At 72.7% G+C, this 25655-nt stretch carries 23 protein-coding genes; 11 read left to right on the top strand and 12 right to left on the bottom strand.

The window, feature by feature from the left end:
* Positions 1–304: 304 nt before the first annotated feature.
* The 4 genes from L2C96_RS23105 to L2C96_RS23090 are packed head-to-tail and all read left to right on the top strand — an operon-like array spanning position 305 to position 4009.
* On the top strand, positions 305–1054 hold the full coding sequence (locus L2C96_RS23105; RefSeq protein ID WP_237337720.1) for an alpha/beta hydrolase: 750 nt from the start codon (positions 305–307) through the stop codon (positions 1052–1054).
* Between the two features lie 57 nt (positions 1055–1111).
* Entirely contained in the window at positions 1112–2716 is a 1605-nt protein-coding gene (locus L2C96_RS23100; protein WP_237337719.1) for an ATP-binding SpoIIE family protein phosphatase, read from the top strand.
* Positions 2713–3033 (top strand): STAS domain-containing protein, encoded by a 321-nt coding sequence (locus tag L2C96_RS23095; protein WP_020417706.1) that lies wholly within the window; start codon positions 2713–2715, stop codon positions 3031–3033. Before L2C96_RS23100 ends, L2C96_RS23095 begins: the two co-directional genes overlap by 4 nt.
* A 22-nt stretch (positions 3034–3055) precedes the next feature.
* Positions 3056–4009, top strand: coding sequence for a TIGR03557 family F420-dependent LLM class oxidoreductase (locus tag L2C96_RS23090; protein WP_237337718.1), 954 nt, complete (start codon positions 3056–3058; stop codon positions 4007–4009).
* Positions 4010–4566: 557 nt separating this feature from the next.
* On the opposite strand, the gene L2C96_RS23085 is transcribed toward L2C96_RS23090, so the two are convergent.
* Entirely contained in the window at positions 4567–4902 is a 336-nt protein-coding gene (locus L2C96_RS23085; protein ID WP_237337717.1) for a DoxX family protein, read from the bottom strand.
* A gap of 62 nt (positions 4903–4964) precedes the next feature.
* Between L2C96_RS23085 and L2C96_RS23080 the strand changes: the two genes are divergently transcribed.
* Positions 4965–5840, top strand: coding sequence for a LysR family transcriptional regulator (locus L2C96_RS23080; protein WP_237337716.1), 876 nt, complete (start codon positions 4965–4967; stop codon positions 5838–5840).
* On the opposite strand, the gene L2C96_RS23075 is transcribed toward L2C96_RS23080, so the two are convergent.
* Positions 5837–7561 (bottom strand): IlvD/Edd family dehydratase, encoded by a 1725-nt coding sequence (locus L2C96_RS23075; RefSeq protein WP_237337715.1) that lies wholly within the window; start codon positions 7559–7561, stop codon positions 5837–5839. The genes L2C96_RS23080 and L2C96_RS23075 overlap by 4 nt on opposite strands.
* A gap of 149 nt (positions 7562–7710) precedes the next feature.
* Between L2C96_RS23075 and L2C96_RS23070 the strand changes: the two genes are divergently transcribed.
* Positions 7711–9144, top strand: coding sequence for an MFS transporter (locus L2C96_RS23070; RefSeq protein ID WP_237337786.1), 1434 nt, complete (start codon positions 7711–7713; stop codon positions 9142–9144).
* Positions 9141–9551, top strand: a complete 411-nt coding sequence (locus tag L2C96_RS23065) for a MarR family winged helix-turn-helix transcriptional regulator (RefSeq protein WP_237337714.1) — start codon at positions 9141–9143, stop codon at positions 9549–9551. The genes L2C96_RS23070 and L2C96_RS23065 overlap by 4 nt, the downstream gene beginning before the upstream one ends.
* 10 nt (positions 9552–9561) lie before the next feature.
* Here L2C96_RS23065 and L2C96_RS23060 read toward each other — a convergent pair whose 3' ends face one another.
* Together L2C96_RS23060 and L2C96_RS23055 are read right to left on the bottom strand one after the other, a co-directional pair.
* On the bottom strand, positions 9562–11055 hold the full coding sequence (locus tag L2C96_RS23060) for a helix-turn-helix domain-containing protein (protein ID WP_237337713.1): 1494 nt from the start codon (positions 11053–11055) through the stop codon (positions 9562–9564).
* Positions 11052–12113 carry a DUF917 domain-containing protein gene (locus tag L2C96_RS23055; protein ID WP_237337712.1) on the bottom strand — a complete coding sequence of 354 codons (1062 nt, stop codon included), beginning with the start codon at positions 12111–12113 and terminating at the stop codon, positions 11052–11054. Before L2C96_RS23055 ends, L2C96_RS23060 begins: the two co-directional genes overlap by 4 nt.
* A gap of 55 nt (positions 12114–12168) precedes the next feature.
* Between L2C96_RS23055 and L2C96_RS23050 the strand changes: the two genes are divergently transcribed.
* Positions 12169–12948 (top strand): putative hydro-lyase, encoded by a 780-nt coding sequence (locus tag L2C96_RS23050; protein WP_020417715.1) that lies wholly within the window; start codon positions 12169–12171, stop codon positions 12946–12948.
* On the opposite strand, the gene L2C96_RS23045 is transcribed toward L2C96_RS23050, so the two are convergent.
* From L2C96_RS23045 to L2C96_RS23010, 8 genes are all read right to left on the bottom strand, one after another.
* Positions 12932–13795: a trypsin-like serine protease gene (locus L2C96_RS23045; RefSeq protein WP_237337711.1), complete on the bottom strand. Its 864-nt coding sequence runs from the start codon at positions 13793–13795 to the stop codon at positions 12932–12934. The two genes, L2C96_RS23050 and L2C96_RS23045, sit on opposite strands and share 17 nt — an antisense overlap.
* Before the next feature lie 49 nt (positions 13796–13844).
* Positions 13845–14555, bottom strand: a complete 711-nt coding sequence (locus L2C96_RS23040; RefSeq protein WP_237337710.1) for an SDR family oxidoreductase — start codon at positions 14553–14555, stop codon at positions 13845–13847.
* A complete protein-coding gene (locus L2C96_RS23035) occupies positions 14552–15646 on the bottom strand; it encodes an S-methyl thiohydantoin desulfurase family protein (RefSeq protein ID WP_237337709.1) in 1095 nt (364 codons plus the stop codon). The genes L2C96_RS23040 and L2C96_RS23035 overlap by 4 nt, the downstream gene beginning before the upstream one ends.
* Positions 15643–16719 (bottom strand): S-methyl thiohydantoin desulfurase family protein, encoded by a 1077-nt coding sequence (locus L2C96_RS23030; protein ID WP_020417719.1) that lies wholly within the window; start codon positions 16717–16719, stop codon positions 15643–15645. The genes L2C96_RS23035 and L2C96_RS23030 overlap by 4 nt, the downstream gene beginning before the upstream one ends.
* Entirely contained in the window at positions 16716–18266 is a 1551-nt protein-coding gene (locus tag L2C96_RS45145; RefSeq protein ID WP_237337708.1) for a hydantoinase/oxoprolinase N-terminal domain-containing protein, read from the bottom strand. The genes L2C96_RS23030 and L2C96_RS45145 overlap by 4 nt, the downstream gene beginning before the upstream one ends.
* Before the next feature lie 14 nt (positions 18267–18280).
* A complete protein-coding gene (locus L2C96_RS23020; protein ID WP_237337707.1) occupies positions 18281–19606 on the bottom strand; it encodes a purine-cytosine permease family protein in 1326 nt (441 codons plus the stop codon).
* Positions 19607–19719: 113 nt separating this feature from the next.
* A complete protein-coding gene (locus tag L2C96_RS23015) occupies positions 19720–20916 on the bottom strand; it encodes a cysteine desulfurase-like protein (protein ID WP_237337706.1) in 1197 nt (398 codons plus the stop codon).
* A gap of 15 nt (positions 20917–20931) precedes the next feature.
* Entirely contained in the window at positions 20932–21882 is a 951-nt protein-coding gene (locus tag L2C96_RS23010; RefSeq protein ID WP_237337705.1) for a GlxA family transcriptional regulator, read from the bottom strand.
* An 86-nt stretch (positions 21883–21968) separates the two neighbouring features.
* Here L2C96_RS23010 and L2C96_RS23005 point away from each other — a divergent pair, with 86 nt between their 5' ends.
* Genes L2C96_RS23005 through L2C96_RS22995 form a run of 3 tightly spaced genes read left to right on the top strand, consistent with a single transcriptional unit; the run spans position 21969 to position 25525 of the window.
* Positions 21969–22196 carry a hypothetical protein gene (locus tag L2C96_RS23005; RefSeq protein WP_237337704.1) on the top strand — a complete coding sequence of 76 codons (228 nt, stop codon included), beginning with the start codon at positions 21969–21971 and terminating at the stop codon, positions 22194–22196.
* 43 nt (positions 22197–22239) lie between these two features.
* On the top strand, positions 22240–23091 hold the full coding sequence (locus L2C96_RS23000) for an AraC family transcriptional regulator (RefSeq protein WP_020417725.1): 852 nt from the start codon (positions 22240–22242) through the stop codon (positions 23089–23091).
* Between the two features lie 49 nt (positions 23092–23140).
* Positions 23141–25525 (top strand): GH92 family glycosyl hydrolase, encoded by a 2385-nt coding sequence (locus tag L2C96_RS22995; RefSeq protein ID WP_237337703.1) that lies wholly within the window; start codon positions 23141–23143, stop codon positions 25523–25525.
* Positions 25526–25655: the final 130 nt, after the last annotated feature.

Raw genomic sequence — 25655 nt, 5'->3', positions numbered from 1 at the left:
TCGGGCGGCGGGGTCGGGTCGCGGGTCGGCCCGCGGGGTCGGCCGCAACACTGGGCGCAAGACCGGCCCGGCTGCGAAGCCGGGCCGCGACGCCAGGTAGTGAGACTGGGTCGCACCACTGGGCGCGTCGTCGGCCGCAAGGCCGGACGTGGCCGCGGGTCCGGGTCGAAACACCAACCCCCCGTGGCGCCGGCCCGGCAAGGCGGGCCCGCCGAGGTCCAATACCGGCCCGGCAACACCGAGCCCATGGCGCGGGCGCGCCCCGCGCCACCCGAACGAGTGATTTTGTGGAGGCGGCCGGCCGATGACGGAAGATCGTTCGGTCCTCACCCGCCCGGCGCCGGAGCCGGACGGGCAGTTCCGCTACGGCCCGGAGCCCGACCACGTCGCCGACCACTGGCAGGGCCGCCCGGACGCGCCCTTGATCGTCGTCGTCCACGGGGGCTTCTGGCGGCCCGCCTACGACCGGCTGCACACCCGGCCGATGGCGTCGGCCCTGGCACGGACGGGCGCGAACGTCCTCTCGATCGAGTACCGCCGCGTCCCCGGCGAGCCCCGCCTCGCCGCCGCCGACGTCGCCGCCGCGCTGCGTGACCTGCCGGTGAAACTCGCCGGGCAGTTCGAGGGCCGGGTGGTCCTGACCGGGCATTCCGCGGGCGGCCACCTCGCCCTGCTGGCCGCGGCGACCGCGCCCCCACCAGGCCTCACCGCCACCGTCGCGCTGGCGCCGGTCGCCGACCTCGCCCTGGCCACGCGGCTCGGCCTCGGCGACGGCGCCGTCCGCGCGTTCCTCGGCGACGTCCCGCCGGACGGACTCGACCCGGCGCGGTTGTCGTCGCCGGCCGGGCTCGTCGTGCTCGTGCACGGCGACGCGGACGAGGTGGTTCCCCCGGAGCTCTCCCGCGCCTACCGGGAGGTCAACCCCGGTGCGCGTCTGATCGTCCTCCCCAATGCGGGCCATTTCGCGTTGATCGACCCGGACAGCACCGCCTGGCCTGCGGTATCGTCGACCCTGCTCGCCCCGGCAACTCAGGCGGAACCGTGGCGGGAATGACCCGAATCCTCGGAAACCACAGGTTTCTACGACCTGGGCAGGGGCTAGTCTCGCATCATGTCCACATCGGCCAGCGCGCGACTGGAAGCTGAACACAAGCTCCAGCGCATCGGTCTCGTCAGCGACAGCGCGCTCGCCCACCTCACCACCGAGGACCTGCTTCCCGAGCTCCTGGACCGCGTCCGCCAGGTCCTGCATTCCGACACCGCCGCTGTCCTGCTGCTCGAACCGGGCGGTCGGGAGCTGGTGGCGGTCGCCGCGCGCGGCATCGAGACCGAGGTGGCGCAGGGCGTCCGCGTGCCGGTCGGCAAGGGCTTCGCCGGGCAGGTCGTCGCCCGCCGCGAGCCGGTGCAGCTGCAGCGGGTCGACTCGACGACGGTGGTCAACCGGCTGCTCTGGGAGAAGGGCCTGCAGACCCTGCTGGGCGTCCCGTTGCTGGTCGGCGGCGAGGCCCTGGGCGTGCTGCACGTCGGGTCGCTCTCGCCGCGGGAGTTCACGCCGGAGGACGTCGAGCTGCTCCAGCTGGCCGCCGACCGGATAGCGCTCGCCGCCCACGCCCAGCGCTCCAAGGCCGAGCGCGCGGCGGCCGCCGAGCTGCAGCGCAGCCTCCTGCCGACCCAGCTGCCGGTCGTGCCCGGTCTCGAACTCGCCGCGCGGTACGTGCCCGGTGACGAGGGCGCCATCGCCGGCGACTGGTACGACGTGTTCCTCCTGCCCAACGGCTGGCTCGGCGTGGTGATCGGCGACGTGGTCGGGCACGGCCTGCCCGCGGCGATCGTCATGGGCCGGATGCGCAGTGCGTTGCGGGCCTTCGCGCTGGAGGGCGGCGACCCCGCCGAAGTGCTCGCCAACCTTGACCGCAAGATGCAGCACTTCGAGCCGGGGATGATGGCCACCGTGCTGTACGCGCTGATCGAGCCGAACTTCGAGCGCCTGCACGTGTCCTCGGCCGGGCACCTGGTGCCCGTGCAGGGCCGCGAGGGCGAACGGGCCAGGCTGCTCGACGTCGCCGTCGACCCGCCGATCGGCGCCCTGCGAGACGTGCGCCGCCGTGTCACGGTGACGGAGATGCCGCCGGGCTCGGTGGTCTGCTTCTACACCGACGGCCTGGTCGAGCGGCGTGGCGTCGCCCTCGACGACGGGCTCGACCGCCTGCGCGCCGCCGTGCACCCGGGTCAGGCCCAGACCGTCTGCGCCGACGTGATGGCCGAGCTGATCGGCGAGGACACCCCGGACGACGATGTGGCGCTGCTGACCGTGCGCCGCCAGAACGGCGCGGACGTCGGCCCGCTGGAGATGACCGTGCCGGCGGTGCCGGAGTCGTTGAAGGAGGTCCGGTCCGCGATGCGGCGGTGGCTGACCGTCGTCGGCGCGAGCGCGGACGCCACGGCCGACCTGCTGGTCGCGGTCGGCGAGGCCACCTCGAACGCCGTGGAGCACGCCTACGGGCCCGCCGGCGGCGTGATCAAGGTGCGGATTGAACTGCGGGGGCAGGACGTGATCGCGACCGTGTGTGACGAGGGCCGCTGGCGACCGCCGCGTGGCGAGAACCGTGGCCGGGGAACGCTGCTGATGCACCGCTGCGGGGACGAGGTCCGCATCGACCACCACGCGCACGGGACGGAAGTCATGATCCGCCGCACGATCGGGCCCGCGGAATGACGTCGGCCACCGTCGACGCCGAAAACGACGGCGGTCACGTCCTGCTGCGGGTCAGCGGCGAGATCGACCTCGCGAACGCGTCCACCGTCCAGGACCAGATCTTCACCGCGATCGACAACGACGCCATGCGCGTCTCGATCGACCTCACGGACGTGACCTATTTGGACAGTTCGGGCCTGCGTGTGCTGTTCACCCTCGCCGGGCGGCTCAAGGTGCTGCAGATGGAGCTGGACCTGGTCGTCGCGCCCGTGTCACCCGTGCGGCGGGTGCTGGAGATGTCCGGGTTCGAACCGCTCGCCGCGGTGCGTGAGGGTTGAGCTCCGCGGGTAGCCCCGGCACATGGTGAGCGTCGGATACTTCCTGTCCAGCGAAGAGCACGGGCCTCGCGAGCTGGTGGAACAGGCGAAGAAGGCGGAACAGGCCGGGTTCGAGCGGTTGTGGATCTCCGACCACTTCCACCCGTGGACCGGTGAGCAGGGCAACAGCCCGTTCGTGTGGTCGGTGATCGGCGCGCTGTCGCAGGCGGTCTCGTTGCCGATCACGACGGCGGTGACCTGCCCGACGGTGCGCATCCACCCGGCGATCATCGCGCAGGCCGCGGCGACGGCGGCCGTGCAGTGCGAGGGCCGGTTCGTGCTCGGGGTCGGCTCGGGTGAGGCGCTCAACGAGCACATCTTCGGCGATCCGTGGCCGCCCGGCTCGCGGCGGCTGGAGATGCTGGAGGAGGCCGTCGAGGTGATCCGCAAGCTGCACACCGGCGAGCAGGTCACCCACTACGGCAAGCACTACACGGTCGAGCAGGCGCGCATCTACACGCTGCCGGAGCAGCCGGTGCCGATCTACGTGTCGGCGTTCGGGCCGAAGACGGCGCGCCGGATCGCGAAGATCGCGGACGGTTTCGCCACAGTGATGCCCGACGGCGAGCTCGTCCACTCCTACCGCGAAGCCGGCGGGCGGGGGCCGATCCAGGGCGGGTTCAAGGTGTGCTGGGCCGATTCGGCGGAGCAGGCGCGGGAGACCGCGCACCGGCTGTGGGCGAGCGACCTGCTGCCCGGCAGCCTCGGCCGGATCCTGCCGACGCCGCGGGACTTCGAACAGGCCGTGCCGGTGGTGACCGAGGAGCAGGTCGCGGGCCAGATCCCGTGCGGCCCGGACGCCGACGCGCACGCGCAGGCGGTGCGCCAGTTCGCCGACGCCGGGTTCGACGAGGTGTACGTGTCGCAGATCGGCCCGGAGCAGGACAAGTTCTTCGACGCCTGGTCGTCGAAGGTGCTGCCTCAGCTCAAGGGCTGAGGGGCGGGCGGACCGCCGGGCGTCCTGCCGACCCCGGCGGTCTGCTGACGCCCGGGTCCCTCAGCTGAGCGCAACAACCCGGCACGGTGATGTTGCTGAACCCCGGGCGCGCGCACGCGCGATGAGCGCCGCGAGGAAGAACAATGCCGGCCCCGCCGCCGCGGCGATCCCGATCCACCGCACCCCGAGCAGTGCGCACGTGGGCGACCAGTGCCCCGGTGAAGAGCACACCAGCCCGGAGGTCGCGGCGAGTCTGATCCAGCGCAGTCAGATCAGCGGCCCGGGGCATCGGCGGCTTTCAGCGCCCCAGGGCGGGCAGCCAAGATTCCGGCACGCTGTGGCTCACGGGGTGAGTGCGAGGCTCGTCTCGGCGAGGGCCAGGAACAGGGCGGGCACGGCGATGTTGTCGTGACACTGGCCCGCACGTGCGCGACCAGTGCCCCGGTGAAGAACACGCCAGCCGGAGGTCGCGGCGAGTCTGATCCAGCGCAGTCCGATCAGCGGCCCGGGGCATCGGCGGCTTTCAGTGCGGGCCGGCCCGACCCCACCGCTGCGGCTCACGGGCTGAGCGCGAGGCTCGTCGCGGCGAGGGTCAGGAACAGTCCCGGCACCGCGATGTTGCCGAACACCCTGGCACGCACATGCGCCACCAACGCGCCCGTGAAGAACAACACCAGCCCGGCCGCCGCGGCGATCCCTATCCACCGCACCCCCAGCAGCCCGATCAGCAGCCCCACGGCACCGGCGGCTTTCAGCGCCCCCAGCAGCGGCAGCCACGACTCCGGCACGTCCACCGCCGCGGAGTTCGCCAGCACGAACCGCGCTCTGGCGAAGTCCGCGATCGCGATCGCGGCGTTCAGCACGATCGTCAGCACAGTCACTGTCACGTACATGACCACCAGGTTCGGCGCGGCGGCGGCAGCGCGTCCAATACCTGCTCTCATAACCTGAAGGCATGGACGTGGACACGCGCCTGCTCCGCTACTTCGCCGCCGTCGCCGAGGAGGGGCACCTCACGCGCGCGGCGGAGCGGCTCTTCGTGTCCCAGCCCGCGCTCACCAAGCAGATCAAACAGCTCGAAGCGCAGCTCGGCACGACGCTGTTCACCCGCTCCCGCCACGGGATGGCCCTCACCGACGCCGGCCGGGTGCTGGCGGACCGGGTGCCCGCCCTGCTCGACGGGTGGGACCACGCCTGCCGCGAGACCCGTGCGGCCGGCAAGCGCGTGCTGCGCGTCGGCTTCCTGGCCAGCGCCGCCAACGAGGCGACGCCGGCCATCATCGCCGCGTTCGGCCGCCGCCGTCCGGGGTGGCGGGTCGACATGCGGCAGGCCGCCTGGTCGGACCCGACCGCCGGGCTCGCCGCGGCCGACGTCGACGTCGCGCTGCTGCGCCTCCCGTTCCCCGGCCAGGACGAACTCCGCGTGCGGGAGCTGCTCAGCGAACCCCGCTGGGTCGCGCTGCCCGCCTCCCACCCGCTCGCCTGCCGCGACGAGATCGAGTTCCGCGAGCTGTGGGACGAGCCGTACGTCGCCGCCCCGGCCGAGACCGGCTGGTGGCGCGACCACTGGCTCGGCGCGGACGAACGCGAGGGCGAGCCGCGCATCGGCGCGGTGACCGACCAGCCGGACGAGTGGCTGAGCGCGATCGCCAACGGCTACGGCATCGCGCTCGCTCCCGAATCGGCCGCCCGCTTCTACGCCCGGCCGGGCATCGTCTACCGCCCGGTGCGCGGCCTCAGCCCGACCCGCGTCGGCATCGCCTGGCACCCGGCCGACGACGACAACCCGGTCGTCGCCGACTTCGTCGCCTGCTGCCTCGACGCCACCTAGTGCGAATCGCGCGGGACCGAGTGGCCCCGGGATCCGCGCAGGAAGTCGAAGTCCGCGCCCTGGTCGGCCTGTAGCACGTGCTCCGTGTAGAGCCACGTGTACCCGCTGGTGTAGGGCGATTCCGGCGCCTGCCAGGACGCCCGCCGCGCGGCCAGCTCCTCGTCGGACACCTCGACGTTCAGCGTCCGCGCCGCCACGTCCAGCGTGATCAGATCACCGGTGCGCACCAGCGCGAGCGGCCCGCCCGCCGCGGACTCCGGTGTCACGTGCAGCACGACCGTGCCGTACCCGGTGCCGCTCATCCGCCCGTCGCAGATCCGGATCATGTCCGTCACGCCCGCCTTCAGCAGCTTGGCGGGAAGCGCGACGTTCGAGACTTCCGGCATGCCCGGGTAGCCCTTCGGCCCGGCGCCGCGGATCACCAGGATGCTCGTCTCGTCCACGTCGAGGTCAGGGTCGTCGGCGACGGCGTGGTAGTCCTCGACCGTGTCGAACACCAGTGCCCGCCCCTGGTGCTTGAGCAGGTGCGGGGACGCGGCCGACTGCTTGATCACCGCGCCACCCGGGCACAGGTTGCCGCGCAGCACCGCGGTGCCGTTGCCGGCCGGCTGGAACGGCTCCTCGACGGTCGTGATCACGTCGGTGTTGAAGTTCTCCGCCCCGGCCACGTTCTCACCGACCGGCTTGCCGGTCACCGAAACGCTGCCGGTGTGCAGCAGACCGGCTTCGGCGAGCTGCCGCATCACCACCGGCAGGCCGCCGGCGTAGCAGAAGTCCTCCATCAGGTACTTGCCCGACGGCATCAGGTTCACCAGCGTCGGGACCTCGCGGATGAGCGTGTCGAAGTCGTCGAGCGTGAGGTCCACCTCGGCGCGCCCGGCGATCGCGAGCAGGTGGATGATCGCGTTCGTCGACCCGCCGATCGCGGCGTTGACCCGGATCGCGTTCTCGAACGCCTCGCGCGTGAGGATGTGCGACGGGCGCAGGTCCTCCTCGACCATCTCCACGATCCGCTGCCCGGCGGCCTGCCCGATCTCGAACCGCCGCGCGTCGACCGCGGGCCAGGTCGCCGAGCCGGGCAGCTGCATGCCCAGCGCCTCGGCCATGCACGCCATCGTCGACGCGGTGCCCATCGTCATGCAGTGCCCGTTCGAGCGCGCCATGCAGCCCTCGGCGAAGAAGCACTCCTCCTGGGTCATGCGCCCGGCCTTGAGCTCCTCCTCGAACTTCCAGACGTGCGTGCCGGAGCCGACGTCCGCGCCGCGGTACTTGCCGTTGAGCATCGGGCCGCCGGTGACCATCACGGCGGGCAGGTCGACGCTCGCGGCGGCCATCAGCATCGCCGGGGTCGTCTTGTCGCAGCCGGAGAGCAGCACCACGCCGTCGAGCGGGTTGGCGCGGATCAGCTCCTCGACCTCCATCGCCATCAGGTTGCGGTAGAGCATCGCCGTCGGCCGCATCAGCGTCTCGCCGGTGGCCATCGTCGGGAACTCCAGCGGGAACCCGCCCGCCTGCCACACCCCGCGCTTGACCGCCTCCGCCACGCGGGTCAGGTGCGCGTTGCACGGCGCCAGTTCCGACGCGCTGGTCGCGATGCCGATGACCGGCCTGCCGTCGAACACCTCGGCCCCGAAGCCCTGGTTGCGCATCCAGGACCGGTAGATCATCCCCGCGCGGCCGGTCGCCCCGAACCACGCCGCGCTGCGCCTCTGCCCCGTCACGAGCCTGTTCCTCTCCGTCGAGTACGTGCGCTCCGAACGTTAAATCATTCGATGATTCAAGTCCAGGGGCGTCGGAAGTCACAGTGGTTCCGCTGGCCAGAAAGTTGTACAGTCAAAACTGTTATAGAAGTACAACGTTTGGGGTGCGTGTGCCGGAACTGTCCCAGCGACGTCGGCTCCTGGTGCTGGCGATCTGCTGCCTGAGCCTGTTCGTCGTCTCGATGGACACCACGATCGTCAACCTCGCGCTGCCGTCCATCGAGCGCGACTTCTCCGCGAGCGTGTCGAGTCTGCAGTGGACGATCGACGCCTACACGCTCGTGCTGGCCAGCCTGCTGATGCTGTCCGGCTCGACCGCCGACCGGATCGGGCGGCGGCGCACGTTCCAGGCCGGGCTGGTGCTGTTCACGCTCGGTTCCCTGCTGTGCAGCGTCGCGCCGAACATCGGGCTGCTCATCGCCTTCCGGATGGTGCAGGCGGTCGGCGGCAGCATGCTGAACCCGGTCGCCATGTCGATCATCACCAACACCTTCACCGACGCGCGCGAACGGGCGCGCGCGATCGGGATCTGGGGCGCGGTCGTCGGGCTGAGCATGGCGCTGGGCCCGGTGGTCGGCGGCCTGCTGGTGGACGCGGTCGGGTGGCGGTCGATCTTCTGGATCAACATCCCGGTCGGGGTCGCCGCGCTCGTGCTGACCGCGTTGTTCGTGCCGGAGTCGAAGGCGCCACGGGCGCGCCGGCTCGACCCGGTCGGGCAGCTGCTGGTCGTGGTGGCGCTGGCGAGCCTGACGTACGGGATCATCGAGGCGCCGCACCACGGCTGGCTGTCCGGGCTGACCGTGGCGTGCTTCGCGGTGGCGGCCGTCGCCGCGGCCGGGCTCGTCGTCTACGAGCGGCGGCGGGCGGAACCGTTGCTGGACCCCAGGTTCTTCGCGAGCACGCCGTTCTCCGGGGCGACGGTGATCGCGGTGTGCGGGTTCGCCGGGCTGAGCGGGTTTTTGTTCCTCAACGCGCTGTACCTGCAGAACGTCCGCGGGTTCACGCCGCTGCACGCCGGGTTGCTGACGCTGCCCAGCGCGCTGGCGATCTTCGCGCTCGCGCCGCTGTCCGGCAGGCTGGTCGCCGCGCGCGGCTCGCGGATCCCGCTGGTGACCGGGGGACTGGGGCTCGCGGTGAGCGGGGTGCTGCTGACCCGGCTTGGCGCGGACACCGGGATCGCGTGGCTGGTGGTGGCCTACGTCGTGTTCGGCGCCGGGTTCGGGATGCTCAACCCGCCGATCACCAACACCGCGGTGTCCGGCATGCCGCGCACGCAGGCCGGGGTGGCCGCGGCGGTGGCGTCGACGAGCAGGCAGGTCGGGGCGTCACTCGGGGTCGCGGTGCTCGGCGCGGTGGTCACGACGCACATCACCGGCGCGTTCACGACGGGCTTTCCCGCGGCGAGCCACGTCGCGTGGTGGATCATGGCCGGATGCGGCGTGGTGGTGATGGTGCTGGGCGTGCTGACGACGTCCCCGTGGGCGATGGCGACAGCCCGGCGGGCGACGGTGCTGTTCGACGAGCCGGCCGGGGCGCGGACGTGACCGCCGCGGAGCGGGTCTGGGAGCGGATGCAGGACCTGGTGCTGCACCGGCACGACCGGCGCCGGCTGGTCGCCGACGCGCTCGGGCTGAGCTTCTTCAAGGCCAAGGCCCTGCGGCGGCTCGTGCCAGGGCCGCTGACCCTGGGTGAGCTCGCCGAGCTCCTGGACACCGACCGTCCCTACACGACGGTCGTGGTGGACGACCTGGAACAGCGCGGGCTGGTGTCGCGGACCGTCCACCCGGACGACCGCCGCCGCAAGCTGGTGACGGTGACGCCCGCGGGCGCCGAGATGGCGGCCGCGGCGAACCGCATCCTGAGCGAGCCGCCCCCGTTCTTCGCCGCGCTCGACGCCGACGAACTGGCGCAGCTGGACCACCTGCTGGCCAAACTCGACGCGGACGGCTGACCGGTCCCGCTCAGTCGGCCAGGGTGATGGCCCGGGAGGCCAGGTGCAGCGCCAGCCGGTCGTCCGGGCGGGACAGGTCCACCCCCAGCAGCTGCTCGATCCGGGCGACGCGCGCGGTGACCGTGTTGCGGTGCACGCCGAGCACCGCCGCGGTTTCCGCGATCGAGGACTCCGCGTCCAGGTACACCGCCAGCGTGCGCACCAGGTCACCGGGCGCGTTGCGCAGCGGGGCGACCAGCGCGCGGGCCGCCGGCTCGAAGGTGTCCGTCCGCGTCCACTCCAGCAGCAGTTGCGCCATGCCCAGCTGGTCGACGTGCAGGAAGTGCCCCGACTCCGGGCGGGTCGCGGCCAGGCGCGCGGCGTCGGTGGCCTCGGCGATCGTCGCGGCCAGGCCGTCCGGGCGCGGGTGCGGGCGGCCGACCCCGAGGTGCGCGCCGAGCGTGCGCCGCAGCGCCTTGTGCGCCTTCCGCAGCCCGGCGGCCAGCGTGCGGACCCGCTCGGCCGTCGGTTCCTGGTCGAACGTCACCCACCCGGTCCAGCCGTCGCCGTGCTCGACGACCACCGCGGCGATCTGCTCGGCCCGCAGCGCGCGCACCACCTCGGTCGTCCGCGCCACCGTGTCCACACTGGACGCCACACCGATGCGCAGCCCGACGTGCCAGCCGCCCAGCCGCCACCCGGCGTCGGCCGCCCGGCGGCGCAGGTCCGCGCCGGGCTCGGCGTCCAGCCGCAGCAGGTCGCCGAGCAGCGCGGTGCGCGACCGGGCGTCCCGTTCCAGCTCCAGCCGGTTCGCCAGCAGCCACCGCTGCACCGCGCCGGCCGCGACCGCCAGCGCTGGCGGCACCACGTCCGCCCGCGCCGCCTCCGCGCCGGTCAGCTCGGCCGCCACCCACAGCACCGGGCCGGCCAGCAGCGCGGGGTGCGCCAGCAGCACGCCGTCGTCGAGGTCTACCCGCTGCGGCACTGGCTCGCCGACGCGGATCCGCCCGGCCGACGCCAGTTCCCCGGCCACCGGCTCGCCCCGGTCGTCGAGCAACGCGACCGGCGACCGCAGCAGCCCGCGCAGCGCGGTGACCACCTCCTCCGGCGAGCGCAGCCGTTCGCCGAGCGCCCGGTGCGTCGCCAGCACGAGGTTCGCGCGGTCCAGTTCCGGCGCGGCGAGCATCAGGCGGGCGTCGACGAGCAGGTCCAGCGGCCGGGCCGCCGTCACCAGCAGCGGCATCGCGAGCCGGTCGGCCAGCAGCCGGGTCGCGGTCAGCGGTTCGACCTCCGGCAGGAGCAGGCCCGCCGCGCCGCTGTCCGCCCCGCGCCGCAGCAGGGCGTCGATCTGCCAGTCCGTGCCACGCAGTTCCCGGGCCAGCACCAGCAGCTCGCCCGGCCCGGGGCTGTCCCCGGCGTCGAGGGTGGCCCGCACCGTCTCCAGTGGACGGTCCAACCCGGATTCGCCCGCGGCGACCCGGACACCGGCCCACGACGGCAGGGCCAGCAGGCGGCGCAGGATCATGCGAGCACCGGGTCCGAGTCGATGCCGTACGCGCGTGGCCGCAGCACCGGCAGCCGCCGCGGGTCGGTCCAGAACGGCGCCGCGGCGAGCTGCAGCACGTCGACCTCGATCCCGGCGCGGATCCCGTCGCACGGCACCGGAACGCCGGTGCGGTGATCGACCACGGCCAGCACGTCCGGGGTGGACGCCACCGGATGGCCGTCCCGCAGCGCCAGCAGGTACTCGTTCTCCATCTCCAGCCGGAGCAGTGCGCCGGTGCGGTGGTCGGTCAGCGTCGCGCTGCCGCGGCCGAAGCCGGCGCGGCCGTGCGCTCCGGGACCGGGGTGCCGGGACACCTCGAGCACGCGGCCCATCGCGAGCACCCGCCCGCCGCAGGCCTCGGCGAGCCGGTCCGGCTCCGGGCCCTCCCCGGCCGCGAGCACCCGCCTGCCCAGTTCGAGCGCGCCGGTGACGCTGCCCATCACCGCGCACTGCGGCAGTTCGCCCGCCGGCACCGGGGCGAACGCCATCGCCGCCCAGCCGCCGGAACTGGCCAGGAACGCGCGGGCGCCGCGCTCGACCGATTCGTCCGAGCCGGCCGCCAGCACCAGCACCTGACCGCCGGGCTCGGCGAGCGCGGCAGGCGCCAGCCCGCGGCCGGTCGCCGCGATGGAGAGCTGGTCCAGCCTCGGCAGCCCGCGTCCGGACAGGTCCGCGTCGGCGCACGGCAGGCCCAGCTCGACGGCGGCGACCAGCGGCATCAGCCCGTTCAGCCCGCCGATCTCGATCGACACCAGCGCGCCGGCGCGGGCCCCGGTCCAGCGTTCGATCGCCGACACCGCGGTCGTGAACTCCGCCCCGCTGGGCAGTTTCTCGGTGAAGGCGGCGGTCGCGCCCACGATTCCCACCGGCATCACGAGTGTGGACGGGTCCAGCGCGCCGGAGATGTCCGGTTCACGCCCGTGCGTGACGAGCTGGCGCAGCAGCGCCGCGGCCGTCATCGTGTCGCCGCCACCGCCCGACCCGAGCAGCGCGACGCCCCGTTCGAGTGCGGGCACGTCCGCCGCGGTGATGCGCATGCTTGCCTTCATGTGCTGAGCTGGAGGTATGACCAGGGTAGACGATCCAGCCACCATGACCCCGGAACAGGCGCGCGCGGCGTTCCGCGCCGGAACCGTGGCGCCGACGTCGGGGTGGGCGACCGGTTTCACGCAGACCAACCTGATCGCGGTGCCGCGCGACTGGGCCTACGACGTGCTGTTGTTCTGCCAGCGCAACCCGCAGCCGTGCCCGGTCCTGGACGTCACCGACCCGGGCAGCACCGCGACCACGCTCGCCCCCGGCGCCGACCTGAGCCGCGACCTGCCGCGCTACCGCGTGTGGCGGCACGGCGAGCTGGCCGAGGAGGTCGACGACGTCAGCGGCCTGTGGCAGGAGAACCTGGTCGCGTTTTCGATCGGGTGCAGCTTCACGTTCGAGACCGGGCTGCTCGCGGCCGGGATCCCGCTGCGGCACCTGGAGCAGGGCCGCAACGTGTCGATGTACGTGACGAACCGCGAATGCCGGCCTGCCGGGCGGCTGCACGGCCCGATGGTCGTGTCGATGCGCCCGATCCCGGCAGGCCGGGTCGACGAGGCGATCGCGATCAGCGGCGCGATGCCCGCGGTGCACGGCGCGCCGGTGCACGTCGGCGACCCCGCCGGGCTCGGGATCGCCGACCTGTCCCGCCCCGACTTCGGCGACCCGGTCGAGGCGGAACCCGGTGACGTGCCGGTGTTCTGGGCGTGCGGGGTCACCCCGCAGGCGGCGCTGATGGCGTCGAAGCCGCCGTTCGCGATCACCCACTCGCCGGGGCACATGTTCATCACCGACCGGCGGGACAGCGAGTACCGGGTGCCTACGGCAGCGCGGTGAACGGCGCCAGGAACGTGCGCGCGGACGGGGTGTCCAGGCGGTAGGTCACGTTGGTGGCGTAGCAGGGCGCGTCACCGGTGATCGTCGTGGACACCAGGGTCCGCGTGCCGCCGATCGTGGCGAAGTTCGGCCCGCCGGAGTCGCCGTAGCAGGCGCCGCCGTTGCCCTGCGGCGCGGTCATCGCCAGGCGCACCCACGTCTTGTTGAGCGCGTCGAAGGTGACCGGCGCCTTCATCCGGACGCCGCCGCCCGGGTGGGTCTGCCCGCCGGGGCCGTTGACCGCCTCCTGCGTCCCGTAGCCGGCGACCACGAACGGCGTGCTGTTCAGGCCGCGCGGACCGAGCTGGTCCAGCTGCCCGGCTGTGGGCAACTGCGCGGGAGTGAACGACCACCGGGCGGCGACCTGCTGCGCGGGCAGCTGGATGACCGCGATGTCGTGCGCGTCCGCCGAGTTGCCCGGGTAGGCCGGGTCGGAGTGCGCCACGCCTTCCACCGCGACCGCCCGTGCCACCGCCGCGGGATCGCCCGGGTACTGCTGGGCGGCGGCGTCGAGGCCGGACTGCACGTCCTGGTCGAGCGACACGAAGAACCGCACGCCGGCGGGCCAGTCGCTGGTGCAGTGCGCCGCGGTGAGGAAGGTGTCGCGGTCGACCATGGTGCCCGAGCACACCCAGTCCACCCGGTCCGGCGTGGCTGGGTTCGCGTCGTTGTCCCAGGTCGCGACGAGCGCGCCGACCTCGGTGCGCTCGGGCGCCGGGGTCGCGTTGTAGGAGTTGATGGCCGAGGCCGGGGCCGCCGTCGCCAGGATCGCGGCGACGGCGGCGGCCGATGCGAGTGCTGCTCTCATCCGGGAGAGTCAACCTCACGGACGGCCGAAAAACACCCGACCAACGGCCCTACCGGAACGAGTAGCCGCCGTCCGGGTAGAGCGTCGAGCCCGTCGTGAAGGTGGCGCCGAACAGGTAGAGCACCGCGTCGGCCACTTCGGACTCGGTGCCGACGCGGTGCAGCACCGTGTCCGAGCGGTACTGCGCGAAGCTCGCCTCGCGGACGTCCGCCGGCCGCTGCGACCACAGGTTCCCGTCGATCGTGCCGGGCGCGACCACGTTGACCCGCACCGGCGCCAGCTCCACCGCCAGCCCGCGGCCGAGCCCCTCGATCGCGGCGTTGCACGCGACGTAGGCGGGCGCGGGTCCGGGTGGCCGCACGCTCGCCGCCCCGGACATCAGCACCACCGAACCGTCGCGCGACAGCTTCGGCGCCGCGTGCTTGACCGCGTGGTACTGGCCCCAGAACTTCGTCACGAACGGGCTCGCCGCGTCCTCGTCGGACAACTCGCGCATCGGCCCGGTCCGGTACGACGCGCCGGGCGTGAACAGGTGGTCCACGCGTGGCACGGCGCCGAAGAACTCGGCCAGCGAGTCGGAGTCCGTGTTGTCCACGACGTGCCACTGCGCGCCGATCTTCGCCGCCGCGGCCGCCAGCGTGGACGCGGTGCGGCCGCCCAGGAACACCTGAGCTCCCGCGTCGGCCGCCCGCCGCGCCACCTCGAACCCGATGCCCGAACCGCCGCCGATGATCACCACGACCCGATCCGCCAGGCTCATACCAACTCCTCCACCGGCGTGAACTCGTAGGACAACCCGAACGCGGCCGGCCCGAACGTGGCCAGCGCCTCCGGCGTGCGCATCAGGTCCGGCGTCGAGATGCCGACCACCACGACCCGCTGGCCGTAGCGCAGCGTCTCGGTCGTGATCGGCTCGGCCGACTCGGACTCCAGCACGCAGATCAGGTCCGGCACCAGGCACCGCACCTCGTCGTCGACCAGCGCCAGCAGGTGCTCGTTCTGGAACAGCAGCTCCAGCTTGTGCTCGCCGTCGAACGACACCGCCTGCGCCCGCCCGCGCGCGAACCCCGCCTCGGTGCGGCGCTCCACATCGGACACCTTGCCGCGGAACAGCACCCGCAGGTTCCGGTACAGCGTGTCGCGCAACGCCTCCGACAGGGCCGCGATCGGGTCCAGGTTGCGTTCCCGCGCCTCGCGGATCGTGCGGCCCACCGTCAGGGCCAGCGACAACGTGCGCGGCACCGCGGTGCGCTTGACCTCCGCGCCGCTCATCGCGTACTCGGCGATGTGCGCGACCCCGCCGAGCCGGATCGTGACGCCGCGCGCCAGCCACTCCATCCGCTTGTTGTCGGTCCCGGTGTCGATCACCGTCGTCTCGCCGCGCTCACCGCCGATCGCCATCGGCGACCCGGGCACGCCGTAGACGCCGAAGGTCTCCATCTGCAGCTCGGGGAACGCGCGGCCCATCCCGTCCGCGTCCACCACCGGCAGGCCCAGCCGTGCGCCGACGACCAGCGGGATCATCGAGTTGATGCCGCCGCACTCGATCGGCATCGTCGCGCTCGCCCGCTTGCCCAGGTGCTTCTCCAGCGTGCGCAGCGCCAGCACGGGTTCCGCGCCGCTGGGCAGCTTCTCGTGCACGACGGTCGGGGCGCCCATCTGCGCGGTCGGCACGACCAGTTCGTGGTCGCCGACCTCGGACGGGTCGAGAATCGTGATCGGCCCGTGCTCGCGGATGGCCTGCCGCACCAGCAGCCTGCCCACGTACGGGTCGCCGCCGCCCCCGGTGCCGAGCACGGCCGCGCCGCGCGCGAGATCTTCGAGGTGGTCCTCGGTCAGTGTCCAGCTCACGCGGGCACCCCGACCGGGTCGAGGTCGTAGCCGAAGTACCGCGGCCCGGCCAGCTCGATGCCCTCCGGCGTGTGCCAGCGCGGGTCCGCGGGCGCGGCGATGACCGTGACGCGCTGGCCGTACCGCAGGCCCTCGGTCGTCACGGCTTCGCCCGATTCGCGGTCGAGGCAGCAGATCAGGTCCGGCACGGACGCCTGCGCGACGCCGTCCCGCTCGGCGACCAGGTGCTCGTTCTGGAACTTCAGCACCATCTCGCTGCCCGCGTCACCGTCCATTCCGGACAGCCTCGCCTCACCGCGGGCGAAGCCGGTGACGGTCCGCCGGGCGACGTCGACGACCTTGCCGGTGAACAACTTGCGACCGCCCAGCCGCTCGACCACGCGGGCGACGGGATCGGCGTGCTCGGCTCGCGCCTGCCGCACCGCGACGCCCAGCTCGGCGCACAGGCTGAGGGTGCCGGGCACCAGCGATTCACGGGCCTGCGCACCGGACATCGCGTAGTTGCTGATCATCGCCGAGCAGCCCATGTCGATCGTCGCCGACCGCGCCAGCCGCTCCGCCCAGTGGTTGTCCACCGTGTCCAGGACGCCGCGGTTGCCCTTCTCGTCGGCGATCGACATCGGCGTCGCGCGGATGCCGTACAGCGTGGGCAGCACCATCTGCAGCTCGGGGAACGCCCGGCCCATCCCGTCGGCGTCCACCAGGGGCAGGCCCAGCTGCGCCGCCGCGACCACCGGGATCAGCGAGTTGACCCCGCCGGCCTCGGCGCACGCGATGTGGGTCAGCTCCTTGCCCAGGTAGGTGGCCAGGGTGCGGGCGGCCAGCCCGACCTGCTCGGCCGAGGGCAGCTTCTCGACCATCACCGTCGGCGCGCCCATCATCGCGACGGGCAGGACCACGGCGTCGTCGCCGACCTCCTCCAGCGGCACCAGCTCGACCGGGCCGTGGTCGCGGACCGCGGAGGACGCCAGCAGGCGCCCGATGTAGGGGTCGCCACCGCCGCCGGTGCCGAGGATCGCGGCGCCGCGGGCGATGTCGTCGAGGTGGTCGATCGTGATCTCGCGCATCGTCACGCTCCCAGCTGCAGGTCGCCGACGGCCTTGACCCGGATGCGGGTGGCGTTGCCGGGCAGGTAGGGGATGGGCACCTCGTCGAAGTCGACGATCCCGACCGAGGCCGGGCTGGCCCCCGCGGCGATGGCGCGGTCCACGGCTTCCTGCTTCGCCTCCTCCACCACGGCTTCGCGGCGGCCGGGCTCGATCGCGTACACCCGGTCGACCTCGCCGCCGATCTGCGCGATGGCCGCGCCGATCGCGTTCGCGACCGCGTAGTTCTCCGGCCGGTGCACCTTGCCCGCGTCGGCCAGCTCGTCCGGCAGCAGCACCGACCCACCGCCGACCGCGACCACCGGCAGCGGCTCGGCCGAGGTGCGCATCCGCTCGACGACGTCGGAGACGTCCGCCGCGATCTTCTCCAGCGCGGCCCGCACCAGGTCGCGGTCGAGGTGGGCGACCAGGCTCGGGTCGCCGATCTCGGCGCGGCCCGCGGCCACCGCGATGTCGGTCGCGGTGAGCGTGTCCCCGCCGAAGACCAGGGCCTTCGAGGTCAGCTCGTAGCCCACCGAGTCCGGCCCGACCGTGACGTCACCCGCGCCGCCGCGGACCCGGCTGCCGCCGCCGATGCCGATCGACAGCACGTCCGGCATGCGGAAGTTGGTGCGGATCCCGGCGACGCTGACGTCCGTGGTCGCCTCGCGCGGGAAGCCCTGCCGCAACACGCCGACATCGCTGGTCGTGCCGCCGACGTCGACGACCGCGCAGGTGTCCAAACCGGACAGCACGGCGGCGCCGCGCATCGAGTTGGTCGGGCCGGACGCGAACGTCGCCACCGGGTAGCGGCGGGCGAAGTCGACGTCCATCAGCGTGCCGTCGTTCTGGCTCAGGTACAGCGGCGCGGTGATGCCCGCGCCGGACACCGACGCGGCCAGGCCGTCCACGATGTGCGCGGCGAGTTCCCGCAGCGCGGCGTTGATGACGGTCGCGTTCTCCCGCTCCAGCAGCCCGATGCGGCCGATCTCGTGGGACAGCGAGATCGCCACGTCCGGCAGCTGGGCGGCGATGATCTCCGCCGCGCGCGCCTCGAACTCGGCGTTCACGGGGGAGAAGACCGAGGTGATCGCGACGCTGCGCACCCCGTTGGCGCCCATGTCCTCGGCCGCCTTGCGCAGCTCGGACTCGTCGAGCTCGGCGATGTGGCGGCCGTCGAACTCGTGCCCGCCGTGCACCAGGTAGCTGCGCCCGGACACGGCGTCGACCAGCCGCTGCGGCCAGTCCACCATCGGCGGCAGCGACGCGCCGGCGGGCAGGCTGAGCCGCACCGCGGCGGTCGGCGCGAGCCGGTGCGCCTCGACGAGCGCGTTGATGAAGTGCGTGGTGCCGATCATCACCGCCTGCACCGCGGCCGGGTCGAACGCGCGCTGCTGCTGCAGGCCGTTGATCGCGGCGACGATGCCGGAGGTGACGTCCTCGGTGGTGCTGGTCTTGATCGAGGCGAGCACCTGCCGCCCGTCCAGCAGGACCGCGTCGGTGTTGGTGCCGCCGACGTCGATGCCGATGCGCACTGGGATTTCCTTTCTTAGACGGCGGGAACCGGGTCGGCGTCGGCGGTGCGGCTGCGGCCGACACCCCGGATGAGGCCGAGCTTCCCGGCGATCACGTAGAGCAGGAAGGCCACGACGAGCGAGTTGATGCTGGGCAGGCCCCACTCGACGAACTTGCCGATCAACGCGGAGGCGACCCAGACCACGATGGTGGCCGGCACCCACACGGGGGCGTCCTCGGGCACGGTTCCCTTGGCGCGCGCGGCTTCCAGCTCGCCGCGCCACTTCTTGACCACGAAGTACTCGGCCACCATGATCCCGGCGATCGGCGGGAACGCGACGCCGAGCAGGGTGAGGAAGTCGCTGAACGCCCCGAGGATCCCGGCCGCCGCGAGGACGCTGCCGACGATGCCGAGCACCGCGGTGATCAGGCCGCGGTGGGCCTTGCGGCCGGACACGGTGCCGATGAAGTTCACGACGCCGAGCCCGGACGAGTACAGGTTCCAGTCGTTGATCTTGATGGTCCCGGCGATCACGATCAGCAGGCCGACCCAGCCGACCGACGACGTGACGATGGTGGTGATCTCGGCCGACTTCACCGCGTGCGCCAGGAGCACACCGGCCATGCCGATCACGTACTCGCCGAGCGTGATGCCGACCAGGGTCTGCTTGACGACGTCACCGGTGGTGCGGTTGAACCGCGTCATGTCCGGCGTGATCACCGCGCCGACGATGAACCCGCCGGCGACCAGCGTGGTGCCCTCCAGCAGGCTCAGGCCCGGGCCTGGCGGCGCCGACGACACCAGCGCGCCGACGTCGTGGCTGGACAGCTCGGAGATGATCGACCAGCCGACCAGGATCAGGAACGCGGGCACGGTCAGGTACGCCGTCCACGCCATCGAATGGAAGCCACGCACCACGATCGCGGTCACGACCAGGCCGAACACCAGCGCCCACGCCCACTCCGGCAGGCCGCCGATGAGCGAGACGAGGCCCTGCGCGGACACCGCGGACTGGATGCCGAACCAGCCGATGAGGCTGATCCCGATCGCGAGCCCGATCAGCGCCGACCCGCCGCGGCCGAAGCCGGTCCAGCGGGCGATCATCGAGGTCGACAGGCCTTCGCGCATGCCGATCACGCCGACGAGGATCGTGATGAGCTCGAGGATGACCGAGCCCAGGGTGAACGCGAGGAACGCCTGCCAGAAGCCCATCCCGAAGCCGACGGTAGCGCCGAGCAGGAACTGCGACAGCGCGGACACCTGGCCGAACCGTTGGATCGCGACGGACCACCACGAGTAGCGGGCGCTGTCCGGGACTCTGGTGAGGGCGTAGTCGTCGACACCGACTGACGAGGCCATGCCGACCTCCTTATCCGGAGAGGAAACGGTTCCCAGCACCGTAAACAGCGCCAACGCCCCGGTCACTGTGCGAGGTGCACAGGCTCGCCGTCGCGCCTGTGCACCTCGCCCGGTCAGAGGCTGCGGACCCCGTCGAGGAGCCGGTCGACCTCGGCGGCCGTCGTGTAGGGCGCGATGCCGGCCCGGACCGCTCCGGTGTCGCCGAGCCCCAGGTGGCGGGAGCATTCCAGCGCGTAGAAGCTGCCCGCGGGCGCGTTCACGCCCTGCGCGCCGAGCCGCTCGTAGACCACCTGCGACGGCACACCCTCGACGGAGAACAGGACGGTGGGCGTGCGGCGCCGGGTGGGGGAGCCGTACCGGGTCACGCCGGGGATGTCCGCGAGGCCCGCGTCGAGCCGGTCGAGCAGGGCCTGCTCGTGCTCCTCCAGCTCGGTCAGCGACCGCAGCAGCCGCTGCCGCCGGGTGCCGTCGCCGGGCACCAGGTCCGCCAGGAAGTCGATCGCCGCGGTGGTCCCGGCGAGCAGTTCGTACGGCAGCGTGCCCAGCTCGAACCGCTCCGGCACGGCGTTCGTGGACGGCGCCAGCTTGTCCGGGTGCAGGGTCTCCAGCAGCTCGGGCGCTGCCGCGACCAGCCCCAGGTGCGGGCCGAGGAACTTGTACGGCGAGCAGCCGTAGAAGTCCGCGCCCAGCGCCGTGACGTCGACCGGCGCGTGCGGCGTGAGGTGCACACCGTCGACGTAGAGCAGCGCCGCGGTTTCGTGCACCGCCGCGGCGATCGCCGGGATGTCCGGGCGCGTGCCGAGCAGGTTGGACGCCGCGGTCACCGCCACCAGCCGGGTGCGGTCCGACAGCAACCCGGTCACGGCCTCGACCGGCAGCTCACCGGTCGCCGGGTCGAAGTCCGCCCACCGCACCGCGACCCCGCGCGCCTCCGCCGCGTGCACCCACGGCCGGATGTTGGCGTCGTGGTCGAGGCGGGTCACCACCACCTCGTCGCCAGGCTGCCAGGTCTTCGCCAGCGCGCGGGAGAAGTCGTAGGTCAGCTGGGTCATGCTGCGCCCGAACACGACGCCGCCGGGCTGGGCGCCGAGCAGGTCGGCGGCGGCCTGGCGCGCCTCGGCGACGATCGCGTCGGCGCGGCGCTCGGCCGCGGTGACCGAGCCGCGGTTGGCGATCGCGGCGCACAACGTCCTGGCGACGGCCTCGCCGACCACGTCCGGCACCTGCGAGCCGCCGGGGCCGTCGAAGTGCGCGGCGCCCTCGTCGAGCGCCGGGAAGTGCTTGCGTACTGCGGTTACGTCATAGGCCACGCGGCCCAGCATGCCTCACGAACCGGCGAACGTGCGCCGGTAGTCGTGCGGGGACACCCCGATCACCCGGTGGAAGTGGTGCCGGAGCAGGGCGCCCGTGCTGAACCCGCACTCGCGCGCGATCTCCTCGACGCTCAGCCGGGTGGTCTCCAGCAGCGTGCGGGCGTGCAGGACGCGTTGCGTGGTCAGCCACTTCACCGGCGTGGTGCCGGTTTCCGCGGCGAACCGGCGGGCGAAGGTCCGCTCCGACATCTGGGCGCGCCGGGCCAGCGCCGGGACCGTGTGCTCCTCGGCGAGGTTCTCGACCATCCACGTCAGCACCGGTTCCAGACTGTCCGCAGTGGACTCCGGCATGGGCAGTTCGACGAACTGCCGCTGGCCGCCGTCGCGCTGCGGAGGCACGACCATGCGGCGAGCGATCGCGGTGGCCACCGCCGAGCCCAGTTCGCGGCGCACGAAGTGCAGGCTCGCGTCGATCCCGGCCGCGGTGCCCGCGCTGGTGATGATGTCGCCGTCGTCGACGAACAGCACGTCCGGATCGAGGATCGCCTCGGGGAACCGCTGCTTGAACTCGTCGATGTGCTTCCAGTGCGTGGTGCACGGGCGGCCGTTGAGCAGGCCGGTGGCGGCGAGCAGGAACGCGCCGCTGCAGACGGTCAGGAGGGTGGCGCCGTTCGCGTGGGCCCGCCGGATGGCGTCGAGCACCGCGGGCGGGTAGTCGTCGCGAACGGCGGCCGCCGGGATGGCGACCAGGTCGGCGCCGTCCAGCCCGTCGAGGCCGTGCTCGGGGATGAACTGCACGCCGACGCCGGACCGGAGGGGTTCGCCTGGCCGTTCGCCGCACACGCGGAACTCGATGGGCGGCACGCCGTCCTCGGTCCGGTCGATGCCGAAGACCTCGCAGACGACGCCGAACTCGAAGACGGCGGCACGATCGACCAGCACGGCGGCCACGGTGCGGAGCATGCCGTCAGAGTAACTGGCAGAATTTTGCCGGACAAGGACCGTTCTGCCACTCGTGGCAGGTTCTGGCGGAGCGAATAATTTCTGCCATGACCGAATTGCTGATGTTCCTCCTGCTCATCGCCCTGATCGTGTGGGGCCTCAACCGCAACCACCGCCGCCAGGCGCCGTCCCGGATGTCCGGCAGCTTCGACGTCGAAGACCGCGACGCGCTCCGGATCCGCGGCGAGGTGGCCGCCCGCCGGCTGGAGGCCGCCCGCCCGGAGATCCGGACCGCTCCGGCTCCGCGGACTCGTCACCACCTTTCGCGCGCCTGACGGCGACCTAGACTGGGCACGACCTCGACGCCGAGGAGGACGCGTGCCCGAGCTGAGCCTGGCCGACACCAACGGCATCCTGCGCCAGCCGTGGATCCACCCGGCCCGCTCCAGCGCGGGCCTCGGGTGGGACCGGCTCTACGTCTCGACGCAGGCCGAAGCGCCCTACCGCGCGAGCTTCGACGCGGCGGGCACCCACCTGGTGATCCTGCACCTCGACGGCCCGGTGACCGTGCGCCGCGGGCGGCACCAGGTGGCGCACATCCCCGCCGGCGGGCTGTTCCTCCACCCGGCCGGCCGCGATCTCACCGTGGAACTCGGCGGGAAGCTGCGGACCGTGCACGCCTACCTGCCCGACTCGGTGCTGCGCGACGCGGCCGGTGGCCCGGTCGGCCTCGGCGAGGAGGTCGTGGTCGCCGATCCGCTGGCCGAGCAGGTGATGCTGGGCCTGGACGGCGTGCTGCGGCAGTGGACGCCGACGGCCCGGACCTACGTCGACCACCTCGCCGGGCTGCTCGCGGCGCACCTCGCGCACCGCTACGGGACGGCCGTGGAGCCGGAGTCGGCCGCGCTGTCCCGGACGCAGCTCGCCGCGGTGCGGGAGCTCATGGAGCAGCGGCTCGCGGAACCGCTGCCGCTGGCGGAGCTCGCGGCCGTCGCGGCGCTGAGCGTCAGCCAGTTCACCCGCCGGTTCAAGGCCGCGACCGGCGAAACCCCGCACCGGTACCTGATGCGCCTGCGCGTCGAGCACGCCTGCCGGCTGCTGCGTGGCAGCACGCTGCCGATCCCCGAAGTCGCCGTGCGGTGCGGGTTCTCCCACCAGGAGCACCTGACCCGGGTGATGCGCGGCCGGCTGGGCACCACCCCCGCCGCGTACCGAAGGGATCACCCCTAGGACGAAGATCGTTCACGTCCTGGACAGCACCAGCGGGTGAGATCCTCGTGTGATCCGCACCCTCCTGGCCGCCGCGATGGCCGGCTCCCTCCTCGTCGCGCCGCCCGCTGACGCGGCGCCCGCCAAGGTCACCGACCCCGCCCGCTACGTCGACCCGCTCATCGGTTCCGCGGGCGGCGGCAACACCTATCCCGGGGCGGTGCGGCCCTTCGGGATGATCTCGTGGAGCCCGACCACCACGGCAGGCGACCAGACGAACGCCGCGGGCGCCAACGGTTACGCCTACAACACGCCGCGCGTGCGGGGTTTCGCGCTGACCCACGTCAACGGCGCGGGCTGCCACCCCGGCGCCGCCGGTGACGTGCCGATCATGCCGTTCGCCGGTGACGTGACGTCCTCGCCGACCGCCGACACCCGCGACGAGATCTACGCGAGCAACTTCAGCCACGACAACGAGCTCGCCGAACCCGGGCACTACCGCGTCGGCCTGGACTCGGGCGCCACCGCCGATCTGGCCGTCACCACCCGGGCCGGTGTCGGGGAGTTCACCTTCCCCGCGGGCAAGACCGCGAACCTGCTGTTCCGGGTGTCCAACTCGCTCAACGGCAGCGAGGACGCCGAGATCACCATCGACCCGGCGACCCGCACGGTCACCGGTTCCGTGCTGACCGGCGCGTTCTGCGGCCGCCGCGCCAACGGCGGGATCAACAACCGCAAGAGCTACTACCGCCTGTACTTCGTGGCTTCGTTCGACAAGGCGTTTTCCGGCACCGGCACGTGGGTGAACGACCAGCTGCGGCCGGGCGCGACGACCGCGAGCGGCGGCGAGGGCTACGCGACCGGCGCCGACCGCGCGGGCCGGGGATCGGGCGGTTACGTCAGCTTCGCGGACACCGACGTCACGATGAAGGTCGGCATTTCGTACACGAGCCTCGACGCGGCGCGGAAGAACCTGTCCGCCGAGGTCAAGCCGAAGGACGACGTCGAGTCGGTGGCCGCGGACGCGCGGGAGGCCTGGTCGAAGCAGCTGCGCTCGATCGAGATCGCCGGCGGCACCGAGGACCAGCGCACCACGTTCTACACCGCGCTCTACCACTCGTTCCTGCAGCCGAACATCGCCAGCGACGTCGACGGCACCTACCTGGGCAGCGACTTCGCGGTGCACCGGCTCGCGCGCGGGCAGCGGGCGCAGTACGGCAACTTCTCCGGCTGGGACCAGTACCGGGCGCACACGCAGCTGCTCGCGCTGCTGGAACCCGGGGTGGCGGGGGATTTCGCGCAGTCGCTGTACAACCTGGCGCAGCAGAACGGCGGCGTGTGGGACCGGTGGGTGCACGTCAACGGTCCCACGCACGTCATGACGGGTGACCCGTCGGCGCCGACGCTGGCCGGGTTCTACGCGATGGGTGTGCGGAACTTCGACGTGCGTGGCGCGTTCGACTCGCTGGTGCGCCAGGCGACGGTGCCGCACCCGTCCGGCTTGTCGGACGCGGGTTGCCCCGGGCAGTGCGAGGGGCAGCGGCCGAACCTGGCGGAGTACGAGCGGCTCGGGTACGCGCCGCAGGACACGTGCCACTGCTGGGGCGGCGCGGCGGAGACGCTGGAGGACGCGACCGCCGATTTCGCGTTGGCGGACTGGGCGTCGCGGTTGGGGCGCGGCGCCGAGTACCGCGAGCTGATGCCGCGGGCGAGCTGGTGGCGCAACACGTTCAACCCGGCGGCCACCCCCGAGGGCGGTTACCAGCAGGCCCGGCTCGCGAACGGCAGCTGGGTGCAGCCGTTCTCGGCGACGTCCGATGTGGGTTTCGCGCAGGGCACCAGCGCGACGTACACGTGGATGGTGCAACACGACGTGTCGGGCCTGGCGGCGGCGATGGGCGGCCCGTCGGTGGCCGCGGCACGGCTCGACGCGTTCTTCCACCGCCCCGACGGTTCATGGGCCACGGGCGGCGACGGTTTCCGCTACGACCCGACGAACGAGCCCGGCATCCACACGCCGTGGTTGTACAACGGGCTGGGGCAGCCGTGGAAGACGCAGGAGACGGTCCGGGCGATGGCATCGTTGGTGTACCGGACGGGCCCGAGCGGCCTGCCCGGGAACGATGACCTGGGCACCATGTCGGCCTGGTACGTGTTCGCCGCGCTGGGCATGTACCCGCAGACCCCGAGCCGCGCGGAGATGCTGTTGTCCAGCCCGATGTTCGAAAAGGCGTGGGTCAAACGCGACGACGGTCCGACGATCACGGTGAGCGCCCCACGAGCGTCGGCGACGAACATCTACGTGCAGTCGGTGTCGGTGAACGGCAAGGCGACCGACAGGTCCTGGCTACCCGAGCAGGTGATCAACGGAGGCGGCTCGATCACCGTGACGGTCGGCGCAACACCGAACACCACGTGGGGCAAAGACCTCCCAGTGGACCACGCCCAGCACTAACAAACCGCCACCCGGCAACGCAACGCCACCGACTACCCCAACCAGACCTCCCCCGCCCCCGATCCACAGCCTGCTTTTAGTCGCCGATCAGGCGTGTCAAGGTACTCTTTCCCGCCTTGACACGGCTGCT

Origin of the sequence: Amycolatopsis tucumanensis (assembly GCF_021654135.1) — a bacterium.
GTDB lineage: Bacteria > Actinomycetota > Actinomycetes > Mycobacteriales > Pseudonocardiaceae > Amycolatopsis_E > Amycolatopsis_E tucumanensis.
Note: the sequence above shows the minus strand (reverse complement) of the source record. Positions and strands in the feature narration are given on the sequence as shown.